This is a genomic window from Ruegeria sp. AB11 (assembly GCF_056536325.1).
The window spans coordinates 1,922,082-1,948,974 of record NZ_JBQFJO010000001.1 but is presented as its reverse complement, the minus strand read 5'-3'; the positions used below and the strand labels follow the sequence as shown (position 1 = coordinate 1,948,974).

The following is a 26,893-nucleotide window of genomic DNA, read 5'->3' as shown; positions in this document are numbered from 1 at the left end:
TGGAGGAACCACATGGCGAACAAGCGACCGAAGCCGGAAGAGATTGTCTCGAAGTTGCGGCAGGTTGAGATATTGATGGGGCAAGGCATCTCCCGTCTGGATGCGATCCGGCAGATTGGTGTTGTTGAACAGACCTATTATCGCTGGAAGAAGAAGTACGGCGGAATGGGTGCGGATCAATTGAAGGAACTTAAGCGCCTTCGAAAAGAGAATGAGCGTCTTCGAAAGGCCGTCTCGGATCTTACCCTGGACAAACTGATCCTGACGGAGGCGGCCAAGAGAAACTACTGAGTCCCGCCCGTCGCCGTGCCTGCATCAACCATGTGCGCCACAAACTGCGTGTCTCAGAGCGCCGGGCGTGTCGCGTCCTGAAACAGCACCGATCCACACAGCGAAAGCTGCCGAAAGGTCGAGCTGACGAGAAGCGCCTGGTGGCGGAAATGATAGAATTGGCCCGCCAGCATGGCCGCTACGGTTATCGCCGGATCGCGGCTTTGCTGAGAGATGCGGGCTGGCAGGTGAATGACAAGCGCGTCGAAAGGCTTTGGCGTCGGGAGGGGCTGAAAGTGCCAATGAAACACCAAAGAAGGGACGGCTCTGGTTAAATGATGGATCGTGTGTTCGGCTGCGGCCGGAGCATCGAAACCATGTCTGGAGCTATGACTTCGTGCATTGTCGAACGGATGACGGAAAGGCATTCCGCACGCTCAACGTCATCGATGAGTACAGCCGGGAGTGCTTGGCGATCCGTGTGGATCGCAAGCTGAACTCCAGCGATGTCATCGACGTGCTGAGTGACCTGTTCATCATGCGCGGTGTGCCAAGCTACATTCGCTCCGACAATGGCCCTGAGTTCATTGCCGTGGCGGTGCAAGACTGGATCAATGCAGTTGGAGCAAAGACTGCATACATCGAGCCAGGCAGCCCATGGGAGAACGGTTACTGTGAAAGTTTCAATGCGCGGTTCAGAGATGAGTCCCTGAATGGAGAAGTCTTCTACTGTCTAAGAGAAGCGCAGATTTTGATCGAAGAATGGAGGAAACACTACAACACAAAACGCCCGCACAGTGCTCTGGGATATAAACCGCCGACCCCGGAAACCATCGTTCAAATGGACCAAAGGCCGGTCATGCACTAACAATCAAATTGGACCACACAAGTGGGGCTGATCAGTGGTCAGGGAAGTGACAAGAGACTTTGGACATGTACCACAGCCCGGCCCAATTTCGACATTCGGCTACTGTGCTGCGTTCGCCACTTTGGGCTCACACCAGTCATTCGACGAGTTCAGATTAACGACCGAAGTGCGGACTTAGCTGCCGTCAGTAATTGCCCGAAGCCAAGTTTTTTGACTCTTGCAACACTTGTGTCTAGCCCCCGTGTTCTGGGCCATCTCGGACTAGAGTTTCGGGGACTGGTGGGCGCATGTTGAGGGCCTGATGCGGTCGGGTGTGGTTGTATTGCCTGAGCCAGCAATTGATCACGATCTGTGCCTGCTTGGTCGTTGTGAACCATTCGGAATTGAGAACCTCGCGGCGGAGCGTTCCATTGAACCTCTCGTTGTATCCGTTCTCCCAGGGAGAGCCCGGGTAGATCCGGATCGGGTTCACACCGACCTTCTCGAGCCAACTCTGGGTTGCCCGTGAAGAGAACTCTGGGCCGTTATCGCTTCGAACGAAATCAGGCTTTCTGTGGCGCAGGAACAGCCCGTAGAGAACCTCCAGCACATCTTCAGAACCCATGCGGGTCCGAACTTCCACTGCGAGCGCCTGGCGGGTGTATTCATCCAAAACCGTGAGCATCTTGTAGCTCCGCCCATTGCTCAGCTTGTCGTGAACGAAATCGACGCTCCAGACATGGTTAGGATGCGTCGGTCGGAGTCGAATGATCGAGCTGTCCTTGTGGTACAGGCGACGCTTCTTCTTGTGCCGCTGCGGGAGTTGCAGACCTTCCTCCCGCCACAGCCGTTCTACCTTCTTGTGATTGACACGCCAGCCCTCGACCCGAAGTAGCTGCGCCACCTTACGGTAGCCATACCGGCCATAGCTCTTGGCCAGACGGATCATGGCCAGTCGAAGAGCATCATCGTTCTTCTCTACGGCCTGGTATTGCATGGAGCTGCGTGCAAGGCCGACCACCTTGCAGGTGCGACGCTCTGATGTGCCAAGCTTCTGGCGAGCATGAATGACGGCCTGACGAAGTTGGCTCGTCGTCAGGCCCTCGGTTTTAGGTAGTTCAGACTTTCTTTGAGGATCAGCTTGTCCAGTTCCAGTTCGGCCACGATCTTCTTCAGCCGGGTATTTTCTTTCTCCAGGCTGCGCAACTCCGACAGTTGCGACTTGCCCATGCCACCGAACCGACGCCGCCAATTGTAGTAGGTCGCATCGCTGACACCGACACCACGACAGGCTGTCCGAACATCGTCGCCATCTGCCAGCTTCAGTTCAATCTCACGCAGCAGCTTCAGAATATCTTCGTCCGAGTATCGCTTCCGAGCCATCCCTTGTTCCCCCTTCTCGGCCAAAGTAGTGGCCCAAGTTTAGGGGGCAAAGACACTTGCCTAAGGCGAACATCTGTGCTGCCTACAATGCACGAATGATTTTTTTCAAGGTTTCTTGGAGTCGCTGGAGCAACACCTCAAACTCATTTGGTGCAGGCTACCCGAACAACTCGGTCCGCCTCGCATTCGTTTCTCTTGGTGCAATCACCTTCAGAATTTCTACCGCTCTCATAGACACACATTGGTGGATTCGTTGACCAACCCTGCTTCGTGGTGCATTCATCTTTGCCCGTGCATTGCGAGCCTCCACAAGTTTTGGGGCGCCATTGTCTGAGCGACTGATATGTTTTCCATTCACTTGGGCAAGTTCTGCCGGGAAAAGAACATACCGCTTCTCCATTTATCATTTCGGTTAACCCTCCGGCGTTGCTGCACTCCACCGCTGTGGCTGCCGCAGCTATAGTGGCTGAAACTGCCACAGCAAGGAAGAAAGTTCCTGCAAATAGTTTTGCCATATAGCACACCACTTTTTTCCCAACGCGATCATACGCAGTACGACAGCAAGAATGAGACCAAGAAAAAGCTCTCAGCCTCACTGTCAATTGGTACCATCAGTGGACGTTCAACAAGACCCGAGCGATACCGGCTCCACACAAAAAATAATCCAATGACCGAATTTACACTTTTCTGTGTGTACTCCGTTCACGCAATACTCAAATCCCAACGACTTGCCCTTTGAGGCTATATAGAATGTACAAGATTTCCTCTTGCTCCCGTTGACCAACGTCGTTTGCCTTTAATGCGTTCACGGCGTCGTCCAATACTGCGACAAACTCGTCTCCGCTGATGTTCATGTGCCGATGAGCGCTAACCATATTCTTGCCTGCATAGATACCAGGTCCACCAGAACCAGTAATAAAGAAGTCCCCCGCCATTTGCTTGAGGTGCTTTATATCACTTCCTGCAAATCGAGCAGAGACAACTGGGTTTTTGGAGTGATTGTCCACCAGCGTGTCAACTATTCGCCGAATACCTTCCGTCCCTCCCAGGCGATCATAAAGTGTCCCAGACATTGTATATCCCTTTTTTTCGGCGTTTCTCAGACGCTAGCACGGTATTCTAATTGGGGCCAAATCTATTGCATTTTGGCTACGAAATTGATCGTAGCTCACCTTGAAAAACGATGAACACTCTGGTCTCAGAGCCGACGCTGGTGTTGATGCAGTATCTCAGTCCGAGGCATGGTTAAGTCTTGCGAAGAACGGCTCAAAGCGGTCGATCGACCTCGGTCACCGGGCTTCAGTGCGGCCCGCCGGAGGAGACATTCGCTGCGATCGCAAACTTAGAAGACAGACGGAGGTCTGGGTTGCGGACAAAGCCGCCCCTTGAAACCTAAGTAGTAGATCAGCGTGGAGTCTTTGTGTGCTATTCCTTGAACGGTAGGCTGGTGTAAGCCCCTACCTCATCGTTTCCAGAGCGCTCGTTGAAAGCTTCGATCATGTCGTTTGTGGCTTCAGCGGCTCCAAGGTCCATACTCTCTAGGTCGAATTCAGAAAACGGGAATTCCGCTGCCGAGTCCGGTGGTTGCTTCGCCATCTGAACTGGCGCTGGGAAAGACTCTTCATTGGGTACACCTTGGCGGGTGCGGATTTCGTCTTTAGTCACATTCCATGTCATGAAGTCAGCCGCCAAGTCCAACGGGCCACTATATGTCTCCCGAATTGCTGAATAGACTGCTAGAGCAATGTCATGATCGTTTTGGAAGTGATAGCAGACCGCCAATCGCGGCTCCGTTTCTGACATGATCTTCCCAAATGCTTGCGCAGCAGTATGCCCTTGCGATCCCACAAAAATGGCCTCTGACGGTTCAAATCCGTATTTCTCGATCATAAACTCCGGAGGAGTAAAGCACTCGTGGATGGCAAGATCCGCACCGTCCGCGTGCTCTCTCCACCAGCGCGTCGGAAGTGTGTCGGAAGAAAAGGCAAATTTGAGGTCATTCCATTCCAGTAGAAAACTTACGGCCTGCTCACCGTGAATTGCTGGTAATGTTCTAACCTGAACTCCATTTTCGTCAAAAATGACGTTGTTCACAGCTTTCCAATCAAATTCGTTCACCTCTAGTTGCAGTCCACGTGGATCTACGGCCGCTCCCCGAGTTGCTTCTTCCCACGCCCACATTTTCATCATGTGATCCGCCCACGCCTTGGTGCCCCATTCGGGCTTTATCCCTTCGGGTCCCCAAAGACGAACAGGCGTCAGTCGGTTATTCACAGGGCCAGTGAAATAGAACGCCGGAAAGTCGCCTGCATGATCGAGGTGCAAGTGACCCAAGAAAACCTTGTCCAGCTGGTCCAAAGGAATTCCAAGCGCCATGATCCGTTCATATGATCCTTCACCCATGTCGAAGATGAATTTTTCACCATTACCCAACTCGACTAAAAAACACGCAGCAGCTTGTTTCAGACGTGGTTGAGGCATTCCAGTTCCACAAGCGATGACCCGCATTTCGTCAGGGCCAAGGGCTTCAGTTCCAGGATAATAGACAGTTTGATTGGGGTAAGGTTCGGTTCTTGACCATTCAGACGGACCTTGGTCTTCTGCAATCAAATTGGTGGCCGAAGCCGCGAAAACCCCAGCGCTAAGTACCACTGTTCGAAAATATGACTCCGAATGCATCATTGATAATCCCCCCTCACAAGGAATCTGGCAAAATAATCATTTGCGCGGATTCGACTCATTAAAGAATCGCAATTTCAGAATACATCTGACAAGTCTTATCTTAAAACGCAAAATTATCGGTAGGGTGGAAAGCCATTTGCCAAATTCTGATATGGGCTCGTTGTGGACATCGGAGGCAGTGCAGCATCCGCTCAGGATCGTTTCAGCGCCCGATCGCGGACGGCCCAGAGCAGACATCCAACCCGCCATATTGATGCTGCGTTTGCAGCCCGCTTTGCGGACATTCGTTGCGTCCATGCGACGGTGCCGAATGCAATCGATCAAATCGTAAGACATTGGTGCTGGAGTAAGACTAACCATAAGCACCCATCTAGGATGCGCAGAAACTCGTGTCGAACTTACCGGAGTTGATCCGTTTGACAGGCCCAACATTCCATTGATTATGTGCGCATGACCAAAGCTCAACGACCGCCAAAGCCAAAACCCATTCCTTACACTCCGGAGCCGAACCGCTATGAGCGAATGGTGTATCGGCGATGTGGGCGGTCGGGTGTGAAGCTTCCTGTTGTCAGCTTGGGCCTGTGGCATAATTTCGGTGCAGACTCGGCGCACGAAAACAAGCGAGCAATGTGTCGGACCGCATTCGACCATGGGATCACTCATTTTGATCTGGCGAACAACTACGGTCCACCACCCGGATCGGCAGAAGAGGCATTTGGCGAAATCCTAAGAACTGATTTCGCGGGCTACAGGGATGAATTGATCATTTCCTCCAAAGCAGGCTACGACATGTGGCCGGGACCCTACGGAGAATGGGGGTCGCGCAAGTACATGATCGCGTCCTGTGACCAATCACTCGCGCGCATGGGGCTTGATTACGTCGACATCTTTTATTCACACCGCTTTGACCCCGACACCCCGCTCGAAGAGACGATGGGCGCGTAGGATCATATCGTACGGTCGGGTCGCGCGCTCTATGCAGGCATCTCGAGCTACAACTCCCAACACACGCGCGAGGCGGTGAAGATTCTCAACGACCTCGGGACACCGTGTCTAATTCATCAGCCTTCTTACAATTTGCTCAACCGTTGGGTGGAGCGGGACGGTTTGCTCGATACCCTGAACGATCTTGGGGTAGGATCGATTGCGTTCACGCCGCTGGCACAAGGTATTCTAACGTCAAAATACCTGCGCGATATCCCGGATGGCAGCCGTGCTAAACAAGGAAAGTCGCTGCTCGATGGCATGATCAACGAGCGATCTCTGGCAAGTGTCCGTGCTCTGAACGACATGGCTGAGGCACGCGGGCAAACTCTGGCGCAAATGGCCCTGGCCTGGGTGTTAAGAGGCGGACGCGTAACGACCGCGCTTATTGGTGCGTCCCGGCCGGGTCAGATCGTAGATTGCGCAGGCGTAGTCGATAACCTCGCCTTCAGTGATGAAGAGTTGGCAAGGATCGATGCAATCAGTTCGGAAGAAGATATCAATTTGTGGGCTCGGTCGTCAGAAACAGAATGACCAATCTTAGAAGTGCTAAAACCCAAGACCATTTGGAGCTTGATAATGTTGGCGGCTTCAGCTTCTGCAGCTCGGCTAAATAACTATCAAGACTGACTGGCCCAAAAGAGACATTCACCAGCCAATCCGACTGCTGCGGTCGCAGGCCACATTGTCGACATTCATCGACAACGCAGCATCAGATAAATCATCAACATGCGACACGCGGACCTTCTAGACTTTTGAATTTCAGAGAGCGCTGTCGCAGCACGTGTTCACATGCGGTAGACACAAAGCGATGTCGATGCTCGCGTTGCCAATTTGGTCATTCAGTACTTCGACTTTTTCAGAATCAAGACTGCACTTTCTTTGCGACCGCGATCAATCACAGAATCCGGGACAAACCCACCATCTGAGTGTATTTGTCGCCGTACAATTCGATCCAAAACAATCAACGCAAATCTGTGTCACGCCGCTCAAGGTCCAGAACAGCATTGAATTCATTCTCCGGGTCCATCCAGGCAACTAGGATCGCGTCTTCGTCGATGTCGTATGTGTGGATTTCTGCTGGTGTCACATGGATAATGCGCTCATTCCCTAAGAATGCGCCGCCATGGGTTTCTCCAAAAACAACGCGGATCATCCGGGACCCTGGAGCAAATATGCGCAGATACGGATCCGCAGGCTTGCCCATGTTCAAAACCTCTGCCTTGCTACGAACCCAAGTTTCGCCAGCAATACGCTGCTCAGGACTTCGCAAAGCCGAGACTGCGCCTTCTGCAACAGAAGCGACGGCTGCTGACAGCATGATCGCACCAATTGCCATCTGGGCTGCACCTGCGTTTGCCCCGCTGTAGTTCGTCCAGGCAGCAAGGCGCATCAAGCGCCGCTGCGGGTGATAGAGCACGTCGACCATGTCGCCGACCTCGACCGCGTTCCAAAGGTCTATCGGAGCAACTTCTTTTAGGGAAAATGCGCGCGGGTCATCCAAAAGTTGGAAGCGCAAAAAGTGACGTTTCGAAGGTTTGGTGCGATTCCGTTCGTCGCGACCAACGTGGCCCTTCTTGACCCATTTGTCGGTCACACGCGCCTGCCCAGGTCGACCGGCTCGCTTCAAATATGTCGAATTCAGATAGTGCCGATAGCCCCGCGCGGTGATGACCAATCCTACTACGCCGAGCGCAACCATCCCAAGAAAAGGAAGCCAATTGAAGAGAATGTCAGCTACTGGATCTCCGGGTCGATATATTTCTTGGATCATGCGACTGTCTCCTGCGGTGGCACGGCCGTTAGAAGGTTGCCGGGCGGGCGTAGTCTGGAATGTAGCTAGAAAATGCCACTTCTGAACATGTCCCGGGAGTTAACCTCATATCTATAGGCCAGGTGTGGGCTGAGATCGCTAAAAAACGGAAAATGAAGCTATTACTGGATGTTCATTCACTAGGGCGGGGGCATTGGTTTTCTCCCCGTGCCCGCCCACACGTTTCTAGCGAAGATGGGGGTCAAGGTCCTTCACAGACCAGCGGAAAGACCCCGACCTCCGGGATCTTGAGCGTGCCAACGGTGATTTGGTCGTCGCCTTCAACAGCCGTTATCAGCCGCACTGATGCAACAATGCGGTCAAACTCAGGATCGGCGAAATCCAGCAACGTGTGCGTGTTCTCCGCAGCCCCCTGAGCCAAAACAAGGGGCAGCGCACCTTCTGTCTCTGTCATGCTCCAGTCCTGTCCATCCGCGTGGATAATCGCGCTGACAATCGCAAGGCCGGGTACGGATCCGAAGCCAAATGCTACCGCAACGCCTGACTCATCAGGCGCTTCGCAGGACACAAGAAACGTTGCTAAAGAAGGGCTTGCAATGACGCTTGCCACAAGCGCGAGTACGATTGTTCGTATAATGATTGGTTCCTCCGTTTGCAGCCCATTTCACAGCCTATGACGTTTTGGTCTCAACATGAACCGCCAATGCACTGTCGCGTTTTTGGCACTGTTGTGACATTGGCGATTAGAGGCAGTTCAAGTGAATACCGAAACTCTGAAATGTCAGCTCCGTGCTCGCATTGTGAGTCCATTTTCCGATAAGTGCTAAGGTTGTCTCTACTGACTGGTTTTGAGGCCGCGTTTCAGCACGAAAATTCGCGCACCTGCAGAAGGATTTGTGCGGCAAGCGCACGTATCGAGAATATTGAATTCACAGCGAGGGCTCGGAGCAGAACTGCGGGCAGTCCGCTTTGACAGCAGCCGTTGGTAGCGGCCCAATTCGGACCTTAACCAAACCGTACTTTCGCTGCACCGCGAAAAACCCACCCTGTCGGACCATCGCGGTAGAGACTTTGTAGAAACCAATATGTCCCAGTACTGCCCACCTAAGTCCCGTGGGAAAAGTCCAAATGCCAGCCTTGCCCCACATCTATATGGCGGATAGAGCACTCTTCGATTAGCTCTTCGTAGCCTGGAGGAAGGAAAGACTCCTGCCACGTTTCCCCGAACCGCTCTTGCACCGCTTTGATGTCGCGCCGTACTGATGTAAAGACGACATAGTCGTCATCCATGCCGACACCGTGGCCGAAGAAATAACCCAAGTTCCCGGGGCGTCCGTGCACTACTTCCGCGGAAGTCACCCCGAATTTCGCGATCAGTTCACCCGCACGGCCAGGCTTTGTTTGGACTTGGAACAACCTCAGTATTGGCCCGGAACTTGCTGATCCATCACTCATTTCGACCTCCAAGCTGGCGTTTCTTTCAGAGCGGCATTCACCCTGCCTCGGGCTTGCGCCACCGTCAAGGACCGGCCCATAAGAGACATTCACCACATGTCTTGCCGCCGCAGTGCAGCTTCACCAGACCGTCTATTCGCCGCACGTGCAAATTCCCGGTGTAGATCGAATTCACGGAACGAGGACAGACCCGCCTTTTGCCTACGCGGCTGTCCGACGCGTTGGCCCCGTTCACCTCTAATGTGGCCGATCTGCTGAAACTGCGCCGCAAAGGGCGTCTGAAGGTGGGAATGGACGCGGATCTGGTGGTTCTTGACGAAAACCTTGCCGTGCGGCATGTGATGGCCTTGGGGGGAATGGCATGTCGGCGGTGGCCAGATAGCCCAGCGGGGCATGTATGAACAGATGTAAGCGCCCGCGCGGCCCCCGGTGGCTGCCCGCTTCAGCACCGGAAGGTAGTTAAGATATGTGCCCTGCACCCGTTGATGCAGAAACCCCGCGCGGGTTCATCATTCCAGTTGGCGGCGGCGAAGACCGCGTCAAGGAAATGCAGATCCACCGCAAGTTTGTCGAGATGTCGGGCGGCGCGGACGCCGATATCGTGGTGATCCCGACCGCCTCGATGTTGGAGGAGACAGGGCCGGATTATCACCGCATCTTCTCCGAGCTTGGCGCAGGGCAAGTCGAGTTTCTGCCGATCTCGCGCCGGGCCGATTGCGACAATCCCGACTATGCCGAGATGCTGGACCGCGCGACCGGCATATTCATGACCGGCGGCAACCAGTTACGCCTGTCGGCGATTCTGGGAGGCACGCTGGTTGCACAGAAAATCCGACGTCGCAACGCGGCGGGCGTGCCGATTGCCGGAACCTCGGCCGGGGCCTCAATCATGTCCGAGCATATGGTTGCCGGTGGCAGCAGCAATTCCGCCCCGGCAGAAGGCAATATAACGCTGGCACCGGGCATGGGCCTGACCAACGCCGTCATCATAGATCAGCATTTTACTCAGCGTAACCGGCTCGGGCGTCTGCTAACGGCTTCATCTTTCAACCCTTTTTTGATTGGATTGGGCATTGATGAAGACACGGCGGCCTTCATCGGACCCGACAACGTTCTGGAAGTGGTTGGCAGCGGAACAGTCACGGTGGTGGACGCCAGCCACCTGACCCATTCGTCCATGTGGGACGCGCGCGCGGGTGAGGCGCTGAGCCTTCTGGGACTTCGCCTTGACGTTCTGGGCGAAGGGTGCCGTTATGATCTGACGGCTCGCCAGGCTTTTCCGCCGAATGAGCATCTGGCGTTCTGCACATTGCCGGACCTGTCCGGGAATGAGGCCGCCAGCGGGGGAGAAACAAAAAGCTAACCAACGGGGAGCCTCATGAAAATAATCTCGACCAATGTCTTTGTCGGCCCGAATGTCTGGGCAAGTTTTCCGGTCATCCGCCATGTCATCGATCTGGGTATTCTGGAGGACTGGCCCTCGGCAAAAATTGGTTCCGAGTTCATCGACGCGCTGGTTGAGGCTCTTCCCGGTCTTGCGGTACATGGCTGTTCCTACCGAGAACCCGGCGGTTTCCTCCGCCGCCTGCGTGAGGATGAAGGCACCTGGTTGGGGCATGTGCTGGAACATTGCTCCATCGAAGTGCAGAATGTGGCTGGCACCGATGTGACCTTTGGCCGGACCCGTGGCACAGGCGAGCCGGGCCAGTACAACATGGTCTACGAATACCGCCAGCGCGACGTCGGTCTGGACGCGGGCAAGCTGGCGATGCGGATGCTGATGCATCTGCTACCGCAATCCCTGAAAGATCAGGTGGATTACGATTTTGATCCGGAATTCAACTGGGATGAGGAGCTGCGCAGCTTTGTTCTGCGCGCTCAGCGTAAGGAATTCGGCCCCTCGACCGGATCGCTGGTCAAGGCGGCACAGGAGCGGGACATCCCCTGGATCAGGCTGAATTCCGGCTCGCTGGTGCAGTTTGGGCACGGCAAATACCAAAAGCGTATTCAGGCAACGATCACGTCCGAGACCAAACATATCTCGGTCGAGATTTCCTGCGATAAGGAAGACACTCATAACCTGCTGAACGATCTAGGCCTGCCGGTGCCGCAGCAGCGCATGGTCTATTCCGCGCGCGAGGCTGTGCGGGCTGCTGGTCGGATCGGCCACCCGGTGGTGGTCAAGCCGTTGGATGCAAATCACGGGCGTGGTGTTTCGATCAACCTGAACTCGGATGAAGAAGTCGAGGCGGGTTTTGCCGAGGCCAAGGAGCATTCCCGCAGCCGCGCCATTCTGGTGGAGAGCTTCATCACCGGGTTCGATCACCGGATGCTGGTGGTGAACAACAAGCTGGTCGCGGTGGCCAAGCGGGTGCCAGGCCATGTGGTCGGCGACGGCAAGCACACGATTGCGGAATTGGTCCACATCGTGAACGAAGACCCGCGCCGGGGCATTGGGCATGAAAAAGTACTGACCATGCTGGAGATTGACAATCAGGCCAAACGTTTGATGGAAAACGCGGGCGTAACCGAAGAGACGGTGCTGCCGGATGGCGAGGTTTTCTATTTGCGTTCCACGGCAAACCTGTCGACGGGCGGTACAGCCATTGACCTGACCGATGTGGTGCATCCAGACAACCGCGACATGGCCGAACGTGCCATCATGGCGGTGGGGCTGGACGTGGGCGGCGTCGATTTCCTGATTGATGACATCACCAAGTCCTACAAGGATATCGGCGGCGCGATTGTCGAGGTGAACGCCGCCCCCGGTTTCCGGATGCATGTCGCCCCGTCCGAAGGTCAGCCGCGCGACGTGGCGGGCAATGTGATCGGCATGCTGTTCCCAGCTAATGAACAGACCCGCATCCCGATTGCGGCAATCACCGGCACCAACGGCAAGACCACGACCTCGCGGATGCTGGGCCATATCATGAAAACCAGCGGCAAGACCGTTGGCATGACCTCCACTGACGGCGTCTATGTAGACGGTAAGTTGAGCGTCAAGGGCGACATGACGGGACCCAAATCCGCTCAAATCGTCCTGCGTGATCCGGCGGTCGATTTTGCAGTTATGGAAACCGCGCGTGGCGGGCTGGTGCGGTCGGGCCTGGGCTATCAGCGCTCGGATGTGGCGGCCTGCCTGAACGTCTCGGCGGATCATCTGGGTCTTGGCGGCATCAATACCGTTGAGGAACTGGCCGTGGTCAAGCGCGTCGTGGTTGAAAGCGCCACCGATACGGCGGTGCTGAATGCCGATGACATCAACTGTCTGAAAATGGCCGATTACGCTGAAGCGGGTCAGATTTTCTATGTAACGACAAACCCGGGTCACAGTCTGGTCAAGGAACATATCAAGGCGGGCGGTAGGGCCATCGTGCTGGAAAAAGGCATGAATGGCGATATGCTGACCATCTATGACAACGGGCTTCATATCCCGGTTCTGTGGTCGCATCTGATCCCCGCCACGCTTGAGGGCAAGGCGATCTTCAATGTGCAAAACGCGATGTTCGCTGCTGCGATGGCCTATAGTTTCGGTGTGGATCTGGACAATATCCGCCACGGGCTGCGGACCTTTGACACCAGCTATTTCCAGGCACCGGGACGGATGAATGTCTATGACGAACATCCCTTCAAGGTGATCCTGGACTATGGCCACAACCCTGCTGCGCTCAAGGCGATGGCAGCGTTGGCCGACCAGCTTGAGATCAAGGGACGAAGACTGTGTGTCGTTGCCATGCCCGGCGACAGGCGCGATGAGGACATCGTTGACGGAGCCGCCGCGCTGGCCGGACATTTCAACCAATTCATCTGCAAGGCTGATGACCGCCGCCGGGGGCGCGGCCATGACGAGGTGCCGCAGATGATGCGTCAGGCGTTGATCGACAACGGCGTGGACGACGCGGCAATCACCATCATCCCTGATGAGGTCGAGGCGGTGAAGGCCGGGTTGGAGCAGGCCGCGCCGGGCGATCTGCTAGTGATATTTGGCGATGACACGACGCGCTGCTGGAAACAGATAATCTATTTCAACTCGGACGGCAAAGCGCCTGTTATCGAGGCCGCGCCCGTGTCCAGACCCGTCGATACCTCCTTCGAAGAGATGTTCGAAAGCGATCAGAACCTGATCCGGGACGCGCGCGGTGTGCGTCTGGCCCGCGACATCAGCGAAGACGCGGACTGATCGGGGGCATCGCAATGGATCGGATCGAACAGCTTGAAACCGCGCTGACCATCGAAAGCGCGACCGCCGATCATATCCGGGTAGATGATGCTAGACGCCTGACCGGACCCGGCCTGCTGTGGAACAAGCCCGGCGCGGTGATGGATGTGTTCTTCACCGGGATCGACGCCGCGCAGGTCACGGCGCTGTGGGAAACTCATGCGCGCCGGGTGCTGAATGCGCTTGGCTGGCAGAATCAGAGCGTGACCCACCGTACCTTCACCGGCGGCGTCAATCTGGCCATCTCGGCCCCGATGGATCAGCTTTATTCCGCGATCTTCGCGGCGCAGACCGCCTGGCATTTCTGCGCCGCCGAGCTGTTGGACGCACACTCGGGCGACTTTGATCAGATGGTGGGTGATGTCAAAGGTGTCATGGCCAGCGAATCCAACCCCGCCCTGATCGCCCTAATCGAGGCGGCCGAGGCGCATGGCGTGGATATCCTGTGCGACGATGATGAGATCTCGATCGGGCACGGCACTGGCAGTCAGGTCTGGTCGGTCGATGCGCTGCCCGCCCCCAATGATGTGGACTGGTCCGGCCTTCACAACATCTCCGTTGCCTTCATCACCGGAACCAACGGCAAGACCACGACAACCCGGCTGCTCGAAGCGATTGCACGCGCCTCGGGCAAGGTGGCGGGGCTGACCTCGACCGAATTTGTGCGGGTGGGTGACGATATTCTGGACCGCGGCGATTATTCCGGCCCCGGTGGCGGGCGGATGCTGCTGCGCGACAAACGGCTTGAGGTCGCCTGCCTCGAAGTGGCCCGGGGCGGCATCCTGCGCCGGGGCCTGCCGACCCGCGCAGCGACGGCTGCGGCGGTGACCAACGTGGCGAATGATCATCTGGGCCAGTTCGGCGTCAACACAGTGCCGGAACTTGCGCAGGCCAAATTCGCCGTCCACCGCACGCTGGCCGAGGGCGGCGTGCTGGCGCTGAACGCCGATGATACGTATGTCCGCGCCGAGGCGGAAAACACGTCGGCGAACATCTGGTGGTTTTCTCTGGATGCACAGAATGATCTGATCCGTCACGCGCGGGAAACCGGTACTTGCTGTGCATATGTTCAACACGGGAAAATTGTCTTTTTCGACGGCACGACCGAGCAAATTGTGATCCCCGTCGCCGACGTTCCCCTGACCATGGGCGGGGCCGCAAAGTACAACATCCAGAACGCGCTGGCGGCCCTGTGCCTTGCTCTGGCACTGGGTCTGCCGCAACAGGCGTTGCGCGACGGGCTGGCGGGGTTCAAGCCAGACGCCAAAGATAACCCAGGACGTTGCAACGAGTTTCGGCACAACGGAGCCCAGATTTTTGTGGATTTTGCCCACAATCCGCATTCAATTTCGGCAGTTTGCGATGCGTTGTCGAGTTTGCCGGCCAAACGGCGTTTCATCATGCTCAGCCATGCAGGGGATCGATCAGATCAAGATATCTGTGACGTAACAGCGACAGCCCTGAACTTCCAACCTGATGTGATCGTCGCAACAGAGTTGGAAGGGTACTTAAGGGGTCGCGAATTAGGAGAAATTTCTGATCTGATCGAACGAACAGCTTTGGAACATAGGTATGAAGCGAAACAAATACTCAGAGCTACGTCGCCCTCACAGGCCGCTTCAATGATACTTGAGAGGCTGGAGCCGGGTGATATTGCTTTGCTGCTAGTGCTATCCGATCGCGACGCCGTTCTCGCGATGCTCGATGGTTAAAAACAAGGCCGGCTACCGAATTCAAGGAGTTACAACCAACACGAGGCACTACCAAATAACCCAATGCAGGTATCCAATTGGGCTTCAGACACTGATTGACAGGTGGATTTCTAGTTCACCGGCAATGATTAGCTGAGAAAAAAGCCTGGGTTTCTCCATGGCAAAATCAAGTGCGCGGACCCACCTTGTTTACAACACCAGATCCATAGCGGCCCGTTCCTGCCATTCGGCCTTGGTCACCGTCGCTGCGACGCGGCCCGTCAGAGGAGACATTCGCCGCGAGCGCAAAAACGGGGGCCGGTCGAAATCACAGTCAGCGGACCAAACGGCCGTTTGGCCCCGGATGACCAATTGGCGCTTTCTGCGCAAAGCCGAAATTCGACGTGATTGGACGAATGTCCGAGTCGGGTCAGCCTGGATCAATGAGTGGAGGCGGTTGGTACATGTTCTCCATTCTCCCGCCAATCCAGTAGCGCCCGATACCCTTGCTGCTGGATCTCCCAACGCTCCAATGCCGGAAGCGACCGAAATTCTTCGAGATTCACATCCGGAAGGAAAGAAAGCTTTAGCCGCAGGTATGTGTTCGCACAAAGGCTCGCTTCCGAAATGGAAAGCAGCCGAACCTCCGCAGCCCCGGAGCAGGTTTCGTAGGCTGCAAGCAACGCTTGATCTGGGGCGTGAGGAGGCATTTTCCCCGACCTCTCCTTAGCACCTTCCAAGGGTGCAAACGAGATTACAGCCGCCAAGGCCCAGGCCCCGACGGCGACGCCCGATATTCCTATGATCGCCAAGCTGTTCATAGTGCTTCCCTTTCGCTGGTGCTGCCTTGTGACAGACAAGTTCGGCAGTTCGTGTTGGCGATATGCCTGTCACGGTCTAGACTGGGTTGCAGACCGCCAGTCGAGAAACGAAAAACCATGAAATCTTCCGAAATCAGATTGGGAGCGTTCGTTTTGGACCGAGCCGACGGCCACCTTCGCGGGCCAGACGGAGAGGATTGCGAGCTGCGCCATCAGACGAGAGAAGTCCTTCTCATGCTTGCGAAATCCCCGGAAGCGGTCATCTCGAAGTCGGAGTTCTTCGAAACCGTCTGGGATGGCGCGCATGTAAGCGAGGACAGCCTCGTGCAATGCATCGCCGAGATTCGTCAAGCCATCGACGACAAGGACAAGACACTCGTACAGACGATCCCCCGGAAGGGCTATCGCCTGGTGCCAACACCCGACCCGAAGCGAACTCGCATGCAACCGATTCACTGGGCGACTGTAGCTGTGCTTTCCTTGGCGGTGGTATTGACAGCGATCTGGGTGACCCGCCCGACCGTCGGCGCTCCCCGCGTTGTTGCCGTGCTTCCCTTCGCGGATGACAGCCCAGAAACCGGGCAGGGAACACTTGGCGATGTGATCAGCGCAGGAGTACGCGCCAATCTCGCTCGTTACCCGGAATTGACGGTCATCGCGCGCAACTCCAGCCAACGTTTCCGGGGTGATACGCATGAAATCTCCGAGATCGGCAAAACGCTTGGCGCCCGCTACGTCCTGGAAGGCAGCCAGCATCTCGACGGGCGCCAACTTCGGGTTACCGCGCAGTTGATTGATGCGACGGACAACACGCATGTCTGGTCGGATCAGATCGACACCGAGATTGATGACATGCTGAATGTGACCGCCCAAATCGGCGAACGAGTAGCCCATGCCGTCGAGGCCTTTGTTTCCAGCGAACAGGCAAAGATCGGCGGGAAGAACGAAGTCGACGCCCTATTGCTGAACCACAAGTCGCGACAGACATTGCTGGGCGGTCCGTCGCGCGAAAAGGTCGAGGCTGCCATCGCGATCAACCGCGCCTCCATCAGGCGCTATCCCGAGGAGGCGTGGGGACATATCGGCCTGGCGTTCAGCTTGCGGACCCAGCTCCGCTTCGGTTGGGCCGAGGATTCCTCAATCACCCTGCAAGAAGCTATCAACCACGCCCAAAAGGCCGTGAGCCTCGCGCCAGAGAACTACGCGGCCCATTTCGCACTTGCACGCGTGCGAATGCAGCAGGGAAACCAGATCGCTGCCATTGAGGCCTTTGAGCGCGCAATTGTACTCAATCCGTCTTCAGCCGATGCGCTGAACGCCCTAGCGCAATCTCAATTCTACCTCGGTCAGAACGAACGCGCTCTGGAGGCCCTTGCCCGGTCTGAACGCATCGATCCACTTCCCAGTTTCATACATTCCTGGATGAGTGCATGGGTCCTTTGGCAGGATCATCGTTGCGAGGAGGCATTGAAGAGTTTCAGCCGGTTGTCGGCGCCTCCGCCCGAAGCGCATAAACTGCTCGCAACCATTCACATGTGCCTCGGCGAAGACGGGAAGGCGACAAAGGCGCTGAGAACGTTCCTTGCAAAGGAACCAGACTGGACGGCTTCCCAAGAGAAAGAACTTCACGAGGCTCAATGGATTGCAGATGGTTCCCTGCACCGTTGGTTGGATGACCTGAAAAGATCCGGACTTTCTGCAGAGTAAACCCCTTGGAGCTGTTCTCATGAACGGCCTCGTCCGTTCACGCCGCAATGTGGCTGCGCATCTTCCTACCGAACCGGACATCCGATGATTTCTCTCAGATGTCCCCTAGATCGGCATACTACCAGTTCGAGCAGACCGCAGCATCCGCGCCTATGGGCTCAGTGCGGACCTTGGTGACGTTGCAGCACAGGCCCCTGCCCCGCATGCCATTACCTAGCCATCGGCCCAATCCAGACCTTGCCAATATAGTCAAGTGCCGCGACGCTGCTTTCACTAGACCGAACTTTCGCTGCGCCTACATGATCCAATTTCCTTCGAACTCACAGTTCGCAGACGAAGCGAGCTTTCGCTGCAGTGCCTCCAAGGTCTGCTTGCTGCAATTAGCTTGTCTTCAGGGATATCGCTATGTGATCGAGCAAGCGCTTTGTCAGGGTAAGCCTGCGAGAGGTGTCCGGCCAGATCGCCTGCACAGTCCAAGTTGGCAGCGTCCATTGCGGAAGAAGTTTCACCAGTCTCCCAGCGGCAACTGCATCCCCGCATAGTGCTGGAGGCATGATGGCGAAACCAACCCCGCCCTCTGCCGCTGATAGCGCCCCGATAATGCTGTTCGTATAGAGTTGTGAGGTTTGGAAATGGACTTCGGCTTTTTCGCCATCACGTTCGAGCACGACGCTGTCGCCGAAACTGTCCATTGCCACGAACGGCATTTTTTCCAATTGCTGAGGAGTCTCGGGTGTTCCGCATCTGACCAGCAATTCCGGAGATGCGACCAAATTATGGGAAACCACCGATAGTTTCCTGGTCAAAAAACTGGAGTCAGACGGGGAGCCGACCCTGATGCTCAGATCAATGTGATCGTCGAGCATATCTGTAACGCAGTCTGAATAGTTGAGGGCAATCGACACATTGGGATGGATCTTTATGAAGTTCAGGATGGATGCCTCGATGCGTGGATCAGGCAAGAACGTCGGCAGGGCAACGTTCAACGCACCGATTGCCTCGTTCTGGGCATCCCTTATCTGTTCCAGCGCATTCCCGGTATGGTCAATCCAGTTTCGGCTTGCGTCAAACAACAGGCGCCCATGCTCTGAGAGCGAGAGCTTACGTGTGGTTCGGTAGATCAGGGTCGCGCCCAGATAATCTTCCAGTTTTGAGACATGGTGACTGACCACCGAGGGTTTCACGCCCAACCGGTCGGCAGCTTTATTGAAGGCTCCCGTTTCGGCCACCGCCACAAAGGCGGCAATACTTTGCAGGTGTTGGTACATTATTCGATTTTATCGAATAAAGAGTGTCACACAAGCCGGATTATCAATTTTGTTGTTCTGTCCCACATTGTCGTCAAGGCCAAACAACGGACCCCAAACACCTGCCAAGGACCAGACGACATGATCACGTCCATCACTGAAGTAACGAGAGCCAAGGCCGACGCTTATGTGCAGCAGATGTGCAAGCATTTTGCACACAAGGCTGATGTCACCCATGTGAAGGACGCTCAGGTGATCCGGTTCGGTTTTGGTACGGGAGAATTACGCGCGGTGGGTGGCCGGATTGTGCTCAGCGCACATGCCAAAGATCGCCCGCAACTCGAACGAATCGAAACCGTGCTTGGATCACATCTGGAACGTTTTGCCTTTCGAGAAAGGCTCATTGTTACCTGGCCGCAGTCCTGAAACTTCGAACTCCCCAAGCTTAAACAATTCCAAATAGGAGATACCCATGAACAAGACACTTCACACCATTGCGGGCGCAGCCGTGATCGCGTTTGCAACCACCACTGCCGCATTTGCCGACACGGCCAAAGAAATCGCCGTTGCCGAGATGGCTTCGCTGTTCAAAACCTTCGATCAAGATGCGGCGCGCGAACTGATTGCCGAAGACCTGATTCAACACAATCAGTTTGTGCCCAACGGGGGCGAGGTGCTGATTGGTCTCATTCCGCAACTCAAGGAAAGCGGCATTACGGCGACCACCCACCGACTGATTTCCGAGGGTGACCTGGTGGTTGCACATAACGAATACAAGAATGCTCAGCTCTTTGGTGGTGATCATTTGGCCGCGTTTGACGTGTTCCGGGTTGAAAACGGTCAGGTTGTCGAACATTGGGACAACCTGTCTCCAGTGACCCCGCCAAACCCGGCTGGTCGCACCCAATTCGATGGCCCCACCGAGATCACAGACCTGGACAAGACCGCCGAAAACAAAGCACTTGTGACCGCTTTCGTGGAAGATGTGCTTCACGGCAAAGCCCCTGAAAAGATCACCGACTACATCTCGACCGAGACCTATCTGCAGCACAACAGCGGCGTGGATGACGGTTTGGACAGCCTCATGGTGGCGATCAAGGCAATGGTCGATGCAGGAACGCCGATGACCTACAGCGATACGCACATGATCGTGGCTGAAGGTAACTTTGTCTTCGCAGCTTCCGAAGGTCAGTTCATGAACGAACATTCGGCCTTTTACGATCTGTTCCGTGTTGAAGACGGCAAAATTGTCGAGCACTGGGACGTGATCCAGAAGATCCCGCCAGCGGATAAGGCCAAAAACGACAGCGGCAAGTTCTGATCGACAGTCTATTTGATCGCCAATCGGCAAATCAGTACCCCGGCGGCGCAATCGTGCCGCCGGTCTACTTTGGGGGATAGACCATGCAACTCAACGACTACGCCAATCGCATCCATCTGTTTGAAGAGCCCACGCAACCTGAGACGCATTCGGGAAATGCGCTGGAACAGGCGGTATTGGCGGTCCAGTCTGACCTTGGTTCGACCAGGTTTGTTCAGCGCTATCCAGCACCCTCAAGCTCAGCCGAGCAGCGTCAATGGGTGCAAGCGGCCCTGACGGTACGCCCTCCCGGCGGCCTTCCGGCGGCGCTCAAGGCGGCAATGGATCGGCTTCTTCAATCCGAGTTGGCGGCGAAACAGATCTTTGATGGCAAATCACTGCCGCGTTTGTCGGGACCCTATCCGGCGGCAGGCTTGGTCAGTATCTGGGATGGCGATGTCACCACGCTCAAAGTGGATGCGATAACAAACGCCGCAAATAGTCAGATGCTTGGTTGCTTCCAGCCGTTCCACGCTTGCATCGATAATGCAATCAACTGCGCGGCAGGACCGCAGCTTCGGGAAGATTGCGACACACTGATGCGTCTTCAAGGCCACGAGGAAGAGACCGGCGATGCAAAAATCACTCGTGCATATAATCTTCCATCGCGCTTCGTGCTGCACACGGTTGGGCCGATCGTTGGGCGTGGACAAATCCCGACGATAGAACAAGAACGCCAACTTGGCTCCTGCTACACGTCCTGCCTGTCGCTGGCGACTGAAGTCGGTGCACGGTCAGTCGCGCTTTGTGGCATTTCCACCGGCGTGTTCGGCTATCCGGCACAAGCCGTCGCACAGATCGCCCTGCATACAGTTGCGGCGTGGGTTGCGACAAACGAGGGCGCGCTGGATCACATCGTTTTTAACACATTCGGCACCGAGATGACTGCGATCTATCTCGATGCCGCTCAGAACTGGAGTGCAAAATGACCACTATTGAACAAGCACGTGAAGTTCTGGCCGAGGCAGATGCATTTCTGATCGGCGCCGGGGCCGGTCTATCGGCATCTGCCGGACTGGACTACACCGACCAGGCGGCTTTCGCAGAACGGTTCCCCGGTATGCTGCAATATGGCGCGCGGTATCAATATCAGCTTATGGGCTACCAGTTCCCGGATGAGGCATTGAAGTGGGGCTATCTCTCGGTAGCGCTTGATCACGTCTACAATGCTGGGCAAACACAGGTTTATCAGGACCTTCTGAGCCTGATTGGTGAACGCGACTATTTTGTCATCACCTCGAATGTGGATCGCTATTTCCACAAAAACCGGTTCAATCCTGATCGTATTTATACGCCACAAGGCGATTACGAGCGGTTTCAATGTATGACACCCTGCAGTGATCAGGTCTGGGATGGGCGGCCCTCTGTTGCCGAGATGCTTCCGCATGTCGACCGGGCCACCCAACTCGTTACAGATCGCAGCACGCTGCCGGTCTGTCCCAATTGCGGTGGGCCGGTCTTCATGAATGTGCGCGGCGGAAATTGGTTCATCGAGACCCCTTACAAAGCGGAAGCAGACGCGATCAATACATGGCTGTCGGAAAATCAGAACAAGACACTGGCCGTTCTCGAAATCGGCGCGGGCTTCAACACTCCGGGCGTAATCCGCATGCCGATGGAAGCCGTCGCCACGCGATTCCCAAACGCCACCCTCATCCGCGTCAGTAAAGAACACTCGCGGGGGCCAGAGGGCACCGTCTCGATACAGGAGTCAGCAGACAGGGCGCTTTCCAAATTCGTCGGTTGAAGATTGCCTAAGAAACGCACCGGCGTCTGGATTCCAGCGCTTTGCCGTCATTTGTGCAGTGTGCAGCATTCCGTAGGTATAGGCTTGAAGCCGACCTCAGAGCTGGCGCAGCATGGTCCCTTTCGGAAAGCTGAAGGACTAGCGGCGCGTGGCAACAAGATACGACAGGTGCTCGATAGTTTTCCTGTCGGCAATCGCGTTGACTGTCCTCGTCATTTACTGGCTATGAGGCCCATGCCTAAGCCCAGCAAGTTGCCATTGTCACGTTCAACCTACAGGCGAGCACCACATGTCTAGTGACACGAAGAATACCGTCCCCTTACCAGTCCTAGGTTGAGTGTCATTCAGGCAAACATATAGCCGTCAATTCATGGGTCGGCCAACGCTTGTAAAGCTTCAGAAAGTACCATTGATCCTGGCGGGCTAAGGCATAAAATAGAGTGATGGTTGAACCGCGCAAATCGATAGCGGCAACACCACCGACAGCCAACCATCCTCTGAAATTCTTCCAATCCGTTTGAAACCAAGCTTGGCGCGTACATCAGCCTAATCATCGATTAGTTGTCAAGCCCGAACCCAAGTCCAGGTGAATCGACGCAAGGTATTAAGAGCTTGGCGTGCACGAACTAGTCGTCAAGGTTCGTAATGCTTGGCAATTTTCTGTTTACGCTCGTCCGAGTAAAACATATTCATTCCGAAGTAGACAACTGTAGCTGGTGCTTTTCAAAGGTGTTCAGAATGTCGAACCAAGAAAACAATATAGCGGAGTACACGGCATGGAAGGCTCGAAATCAAAGCAGCTTGTGAGCATTTCGTCCCATCAGATCGGTGACCCTGGAAAAGTTTACATCGTTGCTGAAATCTCGGCAAATCACAGCGGAGATCTTGATCGGGCATTGGCGATTGTTGACGCTGCCGCAGAAGCAGGTGCGGATGCCGTAAAAATACAGACACTTTCACCGTCGAAAATCACGCTTGATAGTGATCGCCCAGAGTTTCAGATCAATAAAGGTCCCAGGAAAGGCATGTCTCTTTTTGAGCTTTATCAAAAAGCTGAAACGCCTCGCTCTTGGCACGAACCAATATTCGATCGAGCTTCTAAACTCGGGCTTGATGCCTTCAGTTCGCCATTTGATCTCGACGCAGTGGATTTTCTCGCTAGCAAAAACGTGCCAGCTTACAAAATTGCTTCATTCGAAATTGTCGACCTTCCACTGATCGAAAAGGCCGCACGTAACATGCGTCCTATGATCATTTCCACCGGCATGGCGTCGGCGGAAGATATTGAAGATGCTGTAGAGTGCTGTAAGAGAGTTGGCAACGAACAGATTATTCTTTTGTATTGCGTATCAGGTTATCCAACGCCAGTAGAAGAAACTAACCTTCTGAAACTGCAACAACTGGCGACTAGAACTGGCTGCTTGGTCGGTCTTTCGGATCACACGCTAACCATCAGCACCTCTATTGCGGCGGTCGCACTGGGTGCATGCTTTATCGAAAAGCACCTTACTCTTTCGCGAGATGACGGCGGATTGGATGCCGCTTTTTCTTTGGAACCCTCAGAATTCTCTGAACTTACAAAATCATGCCGGGAGGCCGCATTGGCGCTTGGCCATGCTTCAGAAGGCCTAAAGGCATCCGAAGTTTTCACCTCGCGCCTGCGCCGCTCGCTATACGTTGTAAGGAATATTGTGAAGGGGGAGGCATTCACCCCTGAAAATACGTCATCAATCCGCCCCAACAACGGTCTTCCCCCAAAGCATTATGAGACTGTGCTCGGCAGGTCTGCGACCTGTGATATTGAAGCTGGTACGCCGCTTTCGTGGGAACTTGTCGGAGAGTAAACAGAACTATCGGATGCAATTAATCCTCTTTGTGTTATGTCTATCTCTTGCCAAATGCGACGAGATAGATTGTTACCTAAATGACGCGCGTTTTGTTGCAAATTCGTTTGCATAATCAGATGGGCTTCCCCCTTTAAATTTCTGGTATCAGCAGGTTATTACCCTTCTAATTCACCGCACAGGATACGATTTCGGGTCATGAGTATAAACCAAAAAGAGCAAGTCGAGGTATTTCGAACTCTCGAAAGCTCCCTACAAATCAGCAACTTAAGGGTCTTCGACTTCAACTACTGGCCGGTCATCAGGTTTGCAATAAATTACCACAGGAAGTGGGGTCGACCTTACATCGACCAGCCTTTGCCAGAGCCCAAGCAGGCCAAGGCTTTCTATCAGCGGCTATGCATGAACGCATTGAGGCGTTCGGATAGATCAGTCGGCAAGAAATTAGTTTATTACGCTGACAACCTTTCAAAACGCTTCGCGGCCTTACCCCCATTCTCAAGCGGCGATCGTGAAGAGTTAATACAGATAGGTCAGCAATTGCCAGTGCTTCCCAAAACGGACATCGTTATGTGGCGCAGACGCCAAAGCGTCAAAGGGAAGAAAGCCAAGGTGAATGCTGAGGCTTTCCTGACAAGCCTGTACAAATTGGCAGGGCCTCAGTTTGACATGCGGTTCGTCAGTCGCGGCAGCCCAGAACTTTTAGCATCACCGATTGATGTCATGCTACCAGACTTAAACATTGCATCGCGACGTAGATTGCTAAAACCCGATACAGCAAGCGATCTGATTAACCGTCAACGCATCCTTTCGACAGTTCAGCTTGTAAATCACCAGCTTTCTAAATTGGGCACTGGTATCATTTTGTCCGATTTCGACATTTTATTGCGGATCGGCATTGTCAGAAGCGAAATAATGGTTGCGAAAGCCTGGCTCGCAGCAATGCAACCGAAAGTGATTTTGATGAGTAGTTACGGTGGCAGCTACTACCTGTGTGCAGCCGCAAGGCAGCTGGGTATAACCACTGTAGATATTCAACATGGAGGAATGCACCGTCATCACGCAATGGCCGCAAACTGGTTTAACGTTCCAAAAGGCGGGTATGAGTTACTACCTGACTATTTCTGGTGCTGGACGGAACAATCAGCAAGCTATGTGCAATTCGAGAAAGAGCAACATCACAAAGCAATCATTGGTGGAAACCCTGTCTTATCGTCTATGATAGATAACTTATCTGAGGCACATAAGTCTTATTTGGGTGAGCTTGTCCAAGATGACAGATGCGTTGTTGTTGTTGCGCTTCAATACGGCAAAGATGAGTTAGTGCCACAACACATTCTTGAAGCCTGGGCATCCACCAAGGACCGTTATCTCTGGGTTTTCCGACTTCATCCGACTGCTCATCATCGAGTCGCAGAACTGAGCGATCTGATCGGCGTGTCCGAAGATGTATTGTTGGCGGCGGCAGAGGTATCGTTGCCTTATCTGCTTTCTATTACAAATGCTTTACTTACCAAGTCTTCGACGATCGTCCACGAATCTATAGCTTTTGACTGTGCTCCAGCCGTTTGGTCCGACAAGGGGCGCGCCATTTTCGACGACTTGGTCGAAAATGGCGATGTTATTGAAGTGCTTGATAGCGAGGCCGTTGTTCGCTTTCTGCGAGGGGTTGCGTCGGAAAAGAAAACCAGTATGAACCCAAAGAGCAGTGCGATTACGAAATCAGAGCTCTGTATAGATGCTTTGCGAGCTGTTTTGCAGTTGCCTCCCCGCAGTCAAAGCGCAAACTAAGATTTTGGAGAAACAGGATGAACGGCAATTTCGCACAGAATTTTGCCCAGGATTTATCTTTTCTGGATGGCAAAAGCGTGTTGATCACAGGGGGCACCGGCTCTTTCGGGAAAGCCCTCGTTCGGCGCATACTTGAGGGCTCCGAGATAGCTAGAATTGTCGTTTTTTCACGAGATGAATTCAAACAATTTGAAATGGAACATATGTTTCCGCCGGAGCGTTTCCCACAGCTTCGGTTCTTCATCGGTGATGTGCGTGATGAGCAAAGACTGACCTTGGCGCTGAGCGGTATAGATTATGTTTTTCATGCCGCTGCTCTGAAACAAGTTCCGGCAGCCGAATACAATCCATTTGAGTGCATAAAAACAAATGTGATTGGTGCGGAAAATACAATGCGAGCGTCGCTGTCCACATCGGTGAAGCATGTCGTGGCCCTCTCGACCGACAAAGCTGCAGCACCGATAAATCTCTATGGCGCGTCAAAGCTTGCTTCTGACAAGATTTTTGTTGCAGCAAACCACATGGGTGTCCCTAGCGGGACGAGTTTCTGCGTAGTGCGCTACGGTAATGTTGTTGGTTCACGTGGCAGCGTTATCCCGTTTTTTCAAAAACAATTGGAACAAAACGCGGGCTTCTTACCCATCACGCATCCTGAAATGACGCGCTTTCTTATCACCATTGAACAGGGTGTGAACTTCTCGCTTTCTGTTTTGAAGAATATGATCGAGACAGGGGTTGCGGGCGATATCTTTGTTCCGAAATTGCCCAGTATCAGCATCATGCAACTGGCGCAGGTGATGGCGCCCGAGTTGGAGCATAAATTAGTTGGCGTACGCCCTGGTGAAAAAATTCACGAAGAGATGGTTACCCAGGGTGATGCTTTAAATACAGTCGATTTGGGTGATCGCTACGTGATCGAGCCATTTTTGGCCAGATTTGCGCGGCCTGAGCATGCTGAACTTGGGGGAAACAAGGTTCCCGAAAATTTCCGCTACGACAGCGGCTCCAATAATTGGTTTTTGACCGATCACGAAGTAGCCGAACTCGTAGCAACTCACTCTGCCGGGTGAA

At 54.4% G+C, this 26,893-nt stretch carries 21 protein-coding genes and 3 pseudogenes; 15 read left to right on the top strand and 9 right to left on the bottom strand.

Annotated features, from left to right (window positions below; translation table 11 throughout):
- Positions 1 to 12: 12 nt before the first annotated feature.
- A pseudogene (locus ACR3EJ_RS09800) lies at positions 13 to 1,138 on the top strand (IS3 family transposase).
- Between the two features lie 232 nt (positions 1,139 to 1,370).
- Here the strand turns inward: ACR3EJ_RS09800 and ACR3EJ_RS09795 are convergent.
- The 4 genes from ACR3EJ_RS09795 to gntH all read right to left on the bottom strand — a co-directional run bounded on the left by ACR3EJ_RS09795 (position 1,371) and on the right by gntH (position 5,110).
- Positions 1,371 to 2,186 (bottom strand): IS3 family transposase, encoded by an 816-nt coding sequence (locus ACR3EJ_RS09795; RefSeq protein ID WP_480423335.1) that lies wholly within the window; start codon positions 2,184 to 2,186, stop codon positions 1,371 to 1,373.
- A gap of 26 nt (positions 2,187 to 2,212) precedes the next feature.
- Positions 2,213 to 2,500 (bottom strand): transposase, encoded by a 288-nt coding sequence (locus ACR3EJ_RS09790; RefSeq protein ID WP_170703282.1) that lies wholly within the window; start codon positions 2,498 to 2,500, stop codon positions 2,213 to 2,215.
- Between the two features lie 713 nt (positions 2,501 to 3,213).
- On the bottom strand, positions 3,214 to 3,573 hold the full coding sequence (locus tag ACR3EJ_RS09785; protein WP_170541074.1) for a group I truncated hemoglobin: 360 nt from the start codon (positions 3,571 to 3,573) through the stop codon (positions 3,214 to 3,216).
- Positions 3,574 to 3,925: 352 nt separating this feature from the next.
- Positions 3,926 to 5,110: a guanitoxin biosynthesis MBL fold metallo-hydrolase GntH gene (gene gntH / locus ACR3EJ_RS09780; RefSeq protein WP_170541077.1), complete on the bottom strand. Its 1,185-nt coding sequence runs from the start codon at positions 5,108 to 5,110 to the stop codon at positions 3,926 to 3,928.
- Positions 5,111 to 5,668: 558 nt separating this feature from the next.
- On the opposite strand from gntH, the pseudogene mgrA reads away from it, so the two are divergent.
- Positions 5,669 to 6,700, top strand: a pseudogene (gene mgrA / locus ACR3EJ_RS09775) (L-glyceraldehyde 3-phosphate reductase).
- A 430-nt stretch (positions 6,701 to 7,130) separates the two neighbouring features.
- Here the strand turns inward: mgrA and ACR3EJ_RS09770 are convergent.
- From ACR3EJ_RS09770 to ACR3EJ_RS09760, 3 genes are all read right to left on the bottom strand, one after another.
- Positions 7,131 to 7,940, bottom strand: coding sequence for a hypothetical protein (locus tag ACR3EJ_RS09770; RefSeq protein ID WP_170541080.1), 810 nt, complete (start codon positions 7,938 to 7,940; stop codon positions 7,131 to 7,133).
- A 241-nt stretch (positions 7,941 to 8,181) separates the two neighbouring features.
- The gene (locus ACR3EJ_RS09765; RefSeq protein WP_170476667.1) at positions 8,182 to 8,394 is read right to left on the bottom strand and encodes a hypothetical protein; all 213 of its coding nucleotides are present in this window, start codon (positions 8,392 to 8,394) and stop codon (positions 8,182 to 8,184) included.
- A gap of 650 nt (positions 8,395 to 9,044) precedes the next feature.
- On the bottom strand, positions 9,045 to 9,395 hold the full coding sequence (locus tag ACR3EJ_RS09760; RefSeq protein ID WP_170541082.1) for a hypothetical protein: 351 nt from the start codon (positions 9,393 to 9,395) through the stop codon (positions 9,045 to 9,047).
- Between the two features lie 197 nt (positions 9,396 to 9,592).
- Between ACR3EJ_RS09760 and ACR3EJ_RS09755 the strand changes: the two genes are divergently transcribed.
- From ACR3EJ_RS09755 to ACR3EJ_RS09740, 4 genes are all read left to right on the top strand, one after another.
- Positions 9,593 to 9,796: an amidohydrolase family protein gene (locus tag ACR3EJ_RS09755; RefSeq protein ID WP_260022931.1), complete on the top strand. Its 204-nt coding sequence runs from the start codon at positions 9,593 to 9,595 to the stop codon at positions 9,794 to 9,796.
- A gap of 65 nt (positions 9,797 to 9,861) precedes the next feature.
- On the top strand, positions 9,862 to 10,758 hold the full coding sequence (locus ACR3EJ_RS09750; protein ID WP_170541085.1) for a cyanophycinase: 897 nt from the start codon (positions 9,862 to 9,864) through the stop codon (positions 10,756 to 10,758).
- 15 nt (positions 10,759 to 10,773) lie between these two features.
- The gene (gene cphA, locus ACR3EJ_RS09745; RefSeq protein ID WP_170541088.1) at positions 10,774 to 13,575 is read left to right on the top strand and encodes a cyanophycin synthetase; all 2,802 of its coding nucleotides are present in this window, start codon (positions 10,774 to 10,776) and stop codon (positions 13,573 to 13,575) included.
- 14 nt (positions 13,576 to 13,589) lie between these two features.
- The gene (locus ACR3EJ_RS09740; protein ID WP_170541091.1) at positions 13,590 to 15,326 is read left to right on the top strand and encodes a Mur ligase family protein; all 1,737 of its coding nucleotides are present in this window, start codon (positions 13,590 to 13,592) and stop codon (positions 15,324 to 15,326) included.
- 419 nt (positions 15,327 to 15,745) lie between these two features.
- Here the strand turns inward: ACR3EJ_RS09740 and ACR3EJ_RS09735 are convergent, their stop codons facing one another.
- On the bottom strand, positions 15,746 to 16,126 hold the full coding sequence (locus ACR3EJ_RS09735) for a hypothetical protein (RefSeq protein WP_170541094.1): 381 nt from the start codon (positions 16,124 to 16,126) through the stop codon (positions 15,746 to 15,748).
- A gap of 117 nt (positions 16,127 to 16,243) precedes the next feature.
- On the opposite strand from ACR3EJ_RS09735, the gene ACR3EJ_RS09730 reads away from it, so the two are divergent.
- A complete protein-coding gene (locus ACR3EJ_RS09730; protein ID WP_170541097.1) occupies positions 16,244 to 17,833 on the top strand; it encodes a tetratricopeptide repeat protein in 1,590 nt (529 codons plus the stop codon).
- Positions 17,834 to 18,213: 380 nt separating this feature from the next.
- Here ACR3EJ_RS09730 and ACR3EJ_RS09725 read toward each other — a convergent pair whose 3' ends face one another.
- Positions 18,214 to 19,101, bottom strand: coding sequence for a LysR family transcriptional regulator (locus tag ACR3EJ_RS09725; RefSeq protein ID WP_170541100.1), 888 nt, complete (start codon positions 19,099 to 19,101; stop codon positions 18,214 to 18,216).
- A 120-nt stretch (positions 19,102 to 19,221) separates the two neighbouring features.
- On the opposite strand from ACR3EJ_RS09725, the gene ACR3EJ_RS09720 reads away from it, so the two are divergent.
- The 8 genes and pseudogenes from ACR3EJ_RS09720 to pseB all read left to right on the top strand — a co-directional run bounded on the left by ACR3EJ_RS09720 (position 19,222) and on the right by pseB (position 26,892).
- Positions 19,222 to 19,506: a DUF2218 domain-containing protein gene (locus ACR3EJ_RS09720; protein ID WP_170541103.1), complete on the top strand. Its 285-nt coding sequence runs from the start codon at positions 19,222 to 19,224 to the stop codon at positions 19,504 to 19,506.
- A gap of 46 nt (positions 19,507 to 19,552) precedes the next feature.
- A complete protein-coding gene (locus ACR3EJ_RS09715; protein ID WP_170541105.1) occupies positions 19,553 to 20,401 on the top strand; it encodes a nuclear transport factor 2 family protein in 849 nt (282 codons plus the stop codon).
- Between the two features lie 83 nt (positions 20,402 to 20,484).
- Positions 20,485 to 21,369, top strand: a complete 885-nt coding sequence (locus ACR3EJ_RS09710) for a protein-ADP-ribose hydrolase (RefSeq protein ID WP_170541108.1) — start codon at positions 20,485 to 20,487, stop codon at positions 21,367 to 21,369.
- The gene (locus ACR3EJ_RS09705) at positions 21,366 to 22,187 is read left to right on the top strand and encodes an SIR2 family protein (RefSeq protein ID WP_170541111.1); all 822 of its coding nucleotides are present in this window, start codon (positions 21,366 to 21,368) and stop codon (positions 22,185 to 22,187) included. The genes ACR3EJ_RS09710 and ACR3EJ_RS09705 overlap by 4 nt, the downstream gene beginning before the upstream one ends.
- Positions 22,188 to 22,293: 106 nt before the next feature.
- A pseudogene (locus tag ACR3EJ_RS09700) lies at positions 22,294 to 22,416 on the top strand (IS5/IS1182 family transposase); the annotation flags it as partial.
- A 547-nt stretch (positions 22,417 to 22,963) separates the two neighbouring features.
- Positions 22,964 to 24,031 (top strand): pseudaminic acid synthase, encoded by a 1,068-nt coding sequence (gene pseI / locus ACR3EJ_RS09695; protein ID WP_170541114.1) that lies wholly within the window; start codon positions 22,964 to 22,966, stop codon positions 24,029 to 24,031.
- Positions 24,032 to 24,229: 198 nt separating this feature from the next.
- Positions 24,230 to 25,822 (top strand): hypothetical protein, encoded by a 1,593-nt coding sequence (locus ACR3EJ_RS09690; protein ID WP_170541117.1) that lies wholly within the window; start codon positions 24,230 to 24,232, stop codon positions 25,820 to 25,822.
- 17 nt (positions 25,823 to 25,839) lie between these two features.
- The gene (gene pseB / locus ACR3EJ_RS09685) at positions 25,840 to 26,892 is read left to right on the top strand and encodes a UDP-N-acetylglucosamine 4,6-dehydratase (inverting) (protein WP_170541121.1); all 1,053 of its coding nucleotides are present in this window, start codon (positions 25,840 to 25,842) and stop codon (positions 26,890 to 26,892) included.
- The last annotated feature ends 1 nt before the right edge of the window (position 26,893 follow it).

Coding starts and splice junctions, on each gene's coding strand:
- ACR3EJ_RS09785 (WP_170541074.1), bottom strand. CDS start 3,573: ATGTCTGGGACACTTTATGATCGCCTGGGAGGGACGGAAGGTATTCGG.
- ACR3EJ_RS09730 (WP_170541097.1), top strand. CDS start 16,244: ATGAAATCTTCCGAAATCAGATTGGGAGCGTTCGTTTTGGACCGAGCC.
- ACR3EJ_RS09790 (WP_170703282.1), bottom strand. CDS start 2,500: ATGGCTCGGAAGCGATACTCGGACGAAGATATTCTGAAGCTGCTGCGT.
- ACR3EJ_RS09710 (WP_170541108.1), top strand. CDS start 20,485: ATGCAACTCAACGACTACGCCAATCGCATCCATCTGTTTGAAGAGCCC.
- pseI (WP_170541114.1), top strand. CDS start 22,964: ATGGAAGGCTCGAAATCAAAGCAGCTTGTGAGCATTTCGTCCCATCAG.
- ACR3EJ_RS09690 (WP_170541117.1), top strand. CDS start 24,230: ATGAGTATAAACCAAAAAGAGCAAGTCGAGGTATTTCGAACTCTCGAA.
- ACR3EJ_RS09705 (WP_170541111.1), top strand. CDS start 21,366: ATGACCACTATTGAACAAGCACGTGAAGTTCTGGCCGAGGCAGATGCA.
- ACR3EJ_RS09770 (WP_170541080.1), bottom strand. CDS start 7,940: ATGATCCAAGAAATATATCGACCCGGAGATCCAGTAGCTGACATTCTC.
- pseB (WP_170541121.1), top strand. CDS start 25,840: ATGAACGGCAATTTCGCACAGAATTTTGCCCAGGATTTATCTTTTCTG.
- ACR3EJ_RS09765 (WP_170476667.1), bottom strand. CDS start 8,394: ATGACAGAGACAGAAGGTGCGCTGCCCCTTGTTTTGGCTCAGGGGGCT.
- ACR3EJ_RS09725 (WP_170541100.1), bottom strand. CDS start 19,101: ATGTACCAACACCTGCAAAGTATTGCCGCCTTTGTGGCGGTGGCCGAA.
- ACR3EJ_RS09735 (WP_170541094.1), bottom strand. CDS start 16,126: ATGAACAGCTTGGCGATCATAGGAATATCGGGCGTCGCCGTCGGGGCC.
- ACR3EJ_RS09760 (WP_170541082.1), bottom strand. CDS start 9,395: ATGAGTGATGGATCAGCAAGTTCCGGGCCAATACTGAGGTTGTTCCAA.
- ACR3EJ_RS09740 (WP_170541091.1), top strand. CDS start 13,590: ATGGATCGGATCGAACAGCTTGAAACCGCGCTGACCATCGAAAGCGCG.
- ACR3EJ_RS09715 (WP_170541105.1), top strand. CDS start 19,553: ATGAACAAGACACTTCACACCATTGCGGGCGCAGCCGTGATCGCGTTT.
- cphA (WP_170541088.1), top strand. CDS start 10,774: ATGAAAATAATCTCGACCAATGTCTTTGTCGGCCCGAATGTCTGGGCA.
- ACR3EJ_RS09750 (WP_170541085.1), top strand. CDS start 9,862: ATGTGCCCTGCACCCGTTGATGCAGAAACCCCGCGCGGGTTCATCATT.
- ACR3EJ_RS09720 (WP_170541103.1), top strand. CDS start 19,222: ATGATCACGTCCATCACTGAAGTAACGAGAGCCAAGGCCGACGCTTAT.